At 59.5% G+C, this 4619-nt stretch carries 5 protein-coding genes; 3 read left to right on the top strand and 2 right to left on the bottom strand.

All coding sequences use genetic code 11. The features are described 5' to 3' along the window. Nucleotides 1-287: 287 nt before the first annotated feature. On the bottom strand, nucleotides 288-854 hold the full coding sequence (locus PMI23_RS09110) for a nitroreductase family protein (RefSeq protein ID WP_007919690.1): 567 nt from the start codon (nucleotides 852-854) through the stop codon (nucleotides 288-290). Between the two features lie 121 nt (nucleotides 855-975). Here PMI23_RS09110 and PMI23_RS09105 point away from each other — a divergent pair, with 121 nt between their 5' ends. Then, nucleotides 976-2430 (top strand): TrkH family potassium uptake protein, encoded by a 1455-nt coding sequence (locus PMI23_RS09105; protein WP_007919691.1) that lies wholly within the window; start codon nucleotides 976-978, stop codon nucleotides 2428-2430. On the opposite strand, the gene PMI23_RS09100 is transcribed toward PMI23_RS09105, so the two are convergent. Next, nucleotides 2387-3448, bottom strand: a complete 1062-nt coding sequence (locus tag PMI23_RS09100; RefSeq protein WP_202949280.1) for an AraC family transcriptional regulator — start codon at nucleotides 3446-3448, stop codon at nucleotides 2387-2389. The genes PMI23_RS09105 and PMI23_RS09100 overlap by 44 nt on opposite strands. A gap of 164 nt (nucleotides 3449-3612) precedes the next feature. Here PMI23_RS09100 and PMI23_RS09095 point away from each other — a divergent pair, with 164 nt between their 5' ends. Together PMI23_RS09095 and PMI23_RS09090 are read left to right on the top strand one after the other, a co-directional pair. After that, complete coding sequence (locus PMI23_RS09095; RefSeq protein WP_007919693.1) at nucleotides 3613-3924, top strand: DUF962 domain-containing protein; 312 nt, start codon at nucleotides 3613-3615, stop codon at nucleotides 3922-3924. A 14-nt stretch (nucleotides 3925-3938) separates the two neighbouring features. Further along, nucleotides 3939-4529 carry an HD domain-containing protein gene (locus PMI23_RS09090; protein ID WP_007919699.1) on the top strand — a complete coding sequence of 197 codons (591 nt, stop codon included), beginning with the start codon at nucleotides 3939-3941 and terminating at the stop codon, nucleotides 4527-4529. The last annotated feature ends 90 nt before the right edge of the window (nucleotides 4530-4619 follow it).

Here is a 4619-nt window from a genome sequence, read left to right as displayed (position 1 = left end):
CGACCGAGGTGTCTTGCGCTATAAATCGACCTGAAGAATCGAGTTGATTATGGATCCGGAAGGCACGTGAATCGTCGCCGACTCTGGATTCGAAATGCATCGGAACCGTTATCGACTCCGAGCTCGAAATGCATTGGAGCCGTTATCGACTCCGAGTTCGAAATGCATTGGAGCCGTTATCGACTCTGGATTCAGCTGAGCACTTTCAGGTCGGCGTACCTCTACAGCATCCCCCAATCAGTCCCCTCTCCCTCCGGGAGAGGGTTAGGGTGAGGGGCTTTTGATCTTCAGGCCTTACCCGGCCAGGCGCTGACGAACTCAGCCAGATCAACCTTCTCCGCCACACGCGGTTCTTTCTGCGGCGTGCCGAGGTACAAGAACGCAATCACTTCTTCACCCTCAACCAAGCCCAAGCCTTTGGCCACATGCTGGGAGTAAGCCAGATCCCCCGTACGCCAAACCGCACCAATCCCCTGCGCATACGCCGCCAGCAAAATCCCGTGCGCCGCACACCCGGCAGCGAGCAACTGCTCGGCCTTCGGATATTTAACGTGCTCCTGCAATTTAGCGATCACCACAACCACTAGCGGTGCACGCAGCGGGCCGTTGCGCGCCTTGTCGATCATCGCTTCGGTGACTTCGCCTTCCTGCAGTTGCGCAGCCTCGGCCAGCAACTCGCCCATTTGCTCGCGTGCCGCACCTTCGATGGTCAGAAAGCGATACGGCTGCAAGTGCCCGTGATCCGGCGCGCGCAACGCGGCACCAAACAGGGCTTCGCGCTGCTCGGCAGTGGGGGCCGGTTCGACCAGTCGTGGAACGGAAACACGGTTGAGCAACGCGTCGAGAGCCTGCATCGGCCACCTCCTGAGAAAAATGTGCGGCTATTCTAGCTTCATCTGCCAACAGGATGCCGGTTTACATGCCCTGCCCCACGGGTAGAATGGCGCCCTTCCCACATCAGCCCGAGCGGACTTCATGGCGTTGCCGACCTTACGGATCATTGGTTTCATCATCGGCATCTTCCTGATCACCCTGGCCGTGGCCATGGTCGTGCCGATGGCCACCCTGGTGATTTTCGAGCGCACCAGCGACCTGCCGTCGTTCCTCTGGGCGAGCATGATCACCTTTGTCGCCGGCCTCGCGCTGGTGATTCCCGGCCGCCCCGAACACATACATCTGCGCCCGCGCGATATGTATCTGCTGACCGTCAGCAGTTGGCTGGTGGTATGCATTTTCGCTGCGCTGCCGTTTCTGCTGACTCAGCACATCAGCTACACCGACTCGTTTTTCGAAAGCATGTCGGGCATTACCGCGACCGGCTCGACCGTGCTCAATGGCCTCGACAACATGTCCCCCGGGATCCTGATGTGGCGCTCGTTACTGCACTGGATCGGCGGGATCGGCTTTATCGGTATGGCGGTAGCGATTCTGCCGCTGCTGCGGATCGGTGGCATGCGCCTGTTCCAGACCGAATCCTCGGACCGTTCGGAAAAGGTCATGCCGCGCTCGCACATGGTGGCGCGACTGATCGTGGCGGCTTATGTCGGCATTACCATCCTCGGTAGTCTGGCGTTCTGGTGGGCCGGAATGAGCCCGTTCGACGCGATCAACCACGCGATGTCGGCGATTTCCACCGGCGGGTTCTCGACCTCCGACCAGTCGCTGGCCAAGTGGACGCAACCGGCGGTGCATTGGGTCGCGGTGGTTATCATGATTCTCGGCAGCCTGCCGTTCACCCTGTACGTGGCGACGTTGCGCGGCAACCGCAAGGCGCTGATCAAGGATCAGCAAGTGCAGGGTTTGCTCGGGATGTTGCTGGTGACCTGGCTGGTGCTCGGCACCTGGTACTGGTGGACAACCAATCTGCATTGGCTGGAGGCGCTGCGCCACGTGGCGCTGAACGTGACGTCAGTGGTCACCACTACCGGTTTTGCCCTTGGCGACTACAGCCTGTGGGGCAACTTCTCGCTGATGTTGTTTTTCTATCTGGGATTTGTCGGCGGCTGTTCCGGGTCGACGGCGGGCGGGATCAAGATCTTCCGTTTCCAGGTCGCCTACATCCTCCTCAAGGCCAACCTTAATCAGTTGATTCACCCACGCGCGGTGATCAAACAGAAGTACAACGGCCACCGTCTCGACGAAGAGATCGTCCGTTCGATTCTGACCTTTTCGTTCTTCTTCGCCATCACCATCTGCGTGATCGCCCTGCTCCTGTCGCTGCTTGGCGTCGACTGGATGACCGCGCTGACCGGCGCCGCCAGCACCGTGTCCGGCGTCGGCCCGGGCCTGGGCGAAACCATCGGCCCGGCGGGCAACTTCGCCACCCTGCCGGATGCGGCCAAGTGGATCCTGTCGTTCGGCATGCTGCTCGGCCGCCTGGAGATCATTACGGTGTTTGTGCTGTGTATTCCGGCCTTTTGGCGTCACTGACCGCACCCGGCGCCTGCAACAACCGCGTCCGGTAATCGCCGGGCGTGGTGTCGAACCAGCGACGGAACGCGCGAAAGAAGTTGCTCGGGTCGGCAAACCCCAACAGATAAGCGATTTCCAGCAAGGTCATGCTCGGCTGCGCCAGATACTGCTCGGCCAGTTCACGGCGGGTGTCGTCGAGCAGTTGCTGAAAACTCGTGCCCTCCTCCTGCAAACGACGCTGCAAAGTGCGCTGCGACAAATGCAGGGTTTGCGCCACGGTATCGCGCTTCGGTTCACCTTGCGGCAGCAAACGGCACAACACCTGCCGCGCCTTGTGGGTCACGCGGCTTTCGGAGAAACGCGCCAGGTATTCCCCGGCAAACCGGTCATGCAACAGCGCCATCGCCTCGTTGGCGGTGGGCAGCGGCGCTTCCATGTCGGCACGCTCGAAGATCAGCGCATCGTACGGTGCGTTGAACATCAGTGGCGCGTGGAAAGCTTGTTTATAGGGTTCCAGGTCATCGGGTTCGGCGCCCTGCACCAAGACTTTGACCGGGTGCAGCGTGCGTCCGGTCAACCAGCCGCACAGGCCCAGCGCACAGGCCAGCGAGGCTTCGGCGCTTTGCCGGGTCGGCGGCAGATGGTCGCCGTGCACCGTCAGAATCAGCGCGTAACCTTCATCCAGCAGACGGAAACTCAGGTCGGCACTTTCGGCGATGATGCGCTGATAGCGCACCAGCCGCTGGAAGCCTTCGGCCAGGGTATTGCTCGACATCAACGCGTAGCCGGCGACATGAAACGACGCCGGGCGCACCACTTTGCCCATGTTCAGGCCGATCGCCGGATTACCGGACAACTCGACCGCCCGTTGCCAGAGGCGGGTCATGGAATCTTGCGGGAAGCGCGCATCCGGATCATCCAGAGCCGTGTAATCGAGCCCCAGTTGCTTGAACAGAACCCGGCAATCCAGGCCGTCCATCTCCAATGCTTTGACAATCCCCATCGCCCAGCTTGCAGAAGTCGTTCGTTCGCTCATGGCGTTTTTCTTTTACATGAGGGGCCGCATGCTACGGCCTGATTTGCCAAGGATACTAAAGTGGCGCCGATTGTCACTGGCCCACGCCAATGATCACTCTAGACTCAAATAAGCTACCCGCAGAACAACTCGTCGCCAGAACAATAACCACAGAGAACGCGGTCGTGGAAAACATCAAGCATTTCAACAGCTTCGCTGAGTTCTATCCGTACTACCTCAGCGAACACAGCGACAGCACCTGCCGGCGCCTGCATTTCATCGGCACCACGCTGGTGATTTTCATTCTGGCGATGACCATCGCCAAAGGCGCATGGCTGCTGCTTTTGGCCGTGCCGCTGGCCGGCTACAGCTTCGCCTGGGTCGGGCACTTCTTCTTTGAAAAGAACCGACCGGCGACTTTCCAGCATCCGCTGTACAGCCTGTTCGGCGACTTCGTCATGTACCGCGACATGATTCTGGGTCGCGTGGCGTTCTGAATGAGGGTCAGCCAATGAATGCCAATGCCCGCTTCACTCATATGAAGGACGGTACGCAGGAAGACTGGGCGATCATCGCCGCCGACTTCAGTGCCTACGCCAAGCGACTGCCTTCGCGAATCCTGACTCACCTGAAACTGCTCGAAGGCGACTTCGGTGGTTTCCCGGTGGATCGTCTGACTCACTCACTGCAAACCGCCACCCGCGCCTTTCGTGACGGGCGCGACGAGGAGTATGTGGTTTGCGCGTTGTTGCATGACATCGGCGACACCTTGGGTTCCTACAACCATCCGGACATTGCCGCGGCGATCCTCAAGCCGTTCGTCAGTGCCGAAAATTTGTGGATGGTCGAGAAGCACGGGGTGTTTCAGGGTTATTACTTTTTTCATCATTTGGGCATGGATCGGCATCTGCGCGAGCAGTTCGCCGGTCATCCGCAGTATCAAGCGACTGCCGAGTTCTGTGCCATATACGATGCGGCGGCGTTTGATCCTGACTATGACACGCTGCCATTGAGCTTCTTTGAGCCAATGATGGAAAGGCTGTTTGCGCAGCCGAAGAACTCGATTTACAAAGCGGCAATGGAAGAACACACCACGGCCTGAGTGTCTTCGGGAACCGCTGCGCGGTTCATCGCGAGCAGGCTCACTCCTACAGTTGAAATGCGTACCCCTTGTAGGAGTGAGCCTGCTCTC

The organism is Pseudomonas sp. GM24, assembly GCF_000282235.1.
Classification (GTDB): domain Bacteria; phylum Pseudomonadota; class Gammaproteobacteria; order Pseudomonadales; family Pseudomonadaceae; genus Aquipseudomonas.
Note: the sequence above shows the minus strand (reverse complement) of the source record. Positions and strands in the feature narration are given on the sequence as shown.

What these genes read in the sequence shown, in the direction of transcription:
- PMI23_RS09110 (WP_007919690.1), bottom strand. Translation starts at nt 854, where the DNA reads ATGCAGGCTCTCGACGCGTTGCTCAACCGTGTTTCCGTTCCACGACTG.
- PMI23_RS09105 (WP_007919691.1), top strand. Translation starts at nt 976, where the DNA reads ATGGCGTTGCCGACCTTACGGATCATTGGTTTCATCATCGGCATCTTC.
- PMI23_RS09100 (WP_202949280.1), bottom strand. Translation starts at nt 3,448, where the DNA reads ATGAGCGAACGAACGACTTCTGCAAGCTGGGCGATGGGGATTGTCAAA.
- PMI23_RS09090 (WP_007919699.1), top strand. Translation starts at nt 3,939, where the DNA reads ATGAATGCCAATGCCCGCTTCACTCATATGAAGGACGGTACGCAGGAA.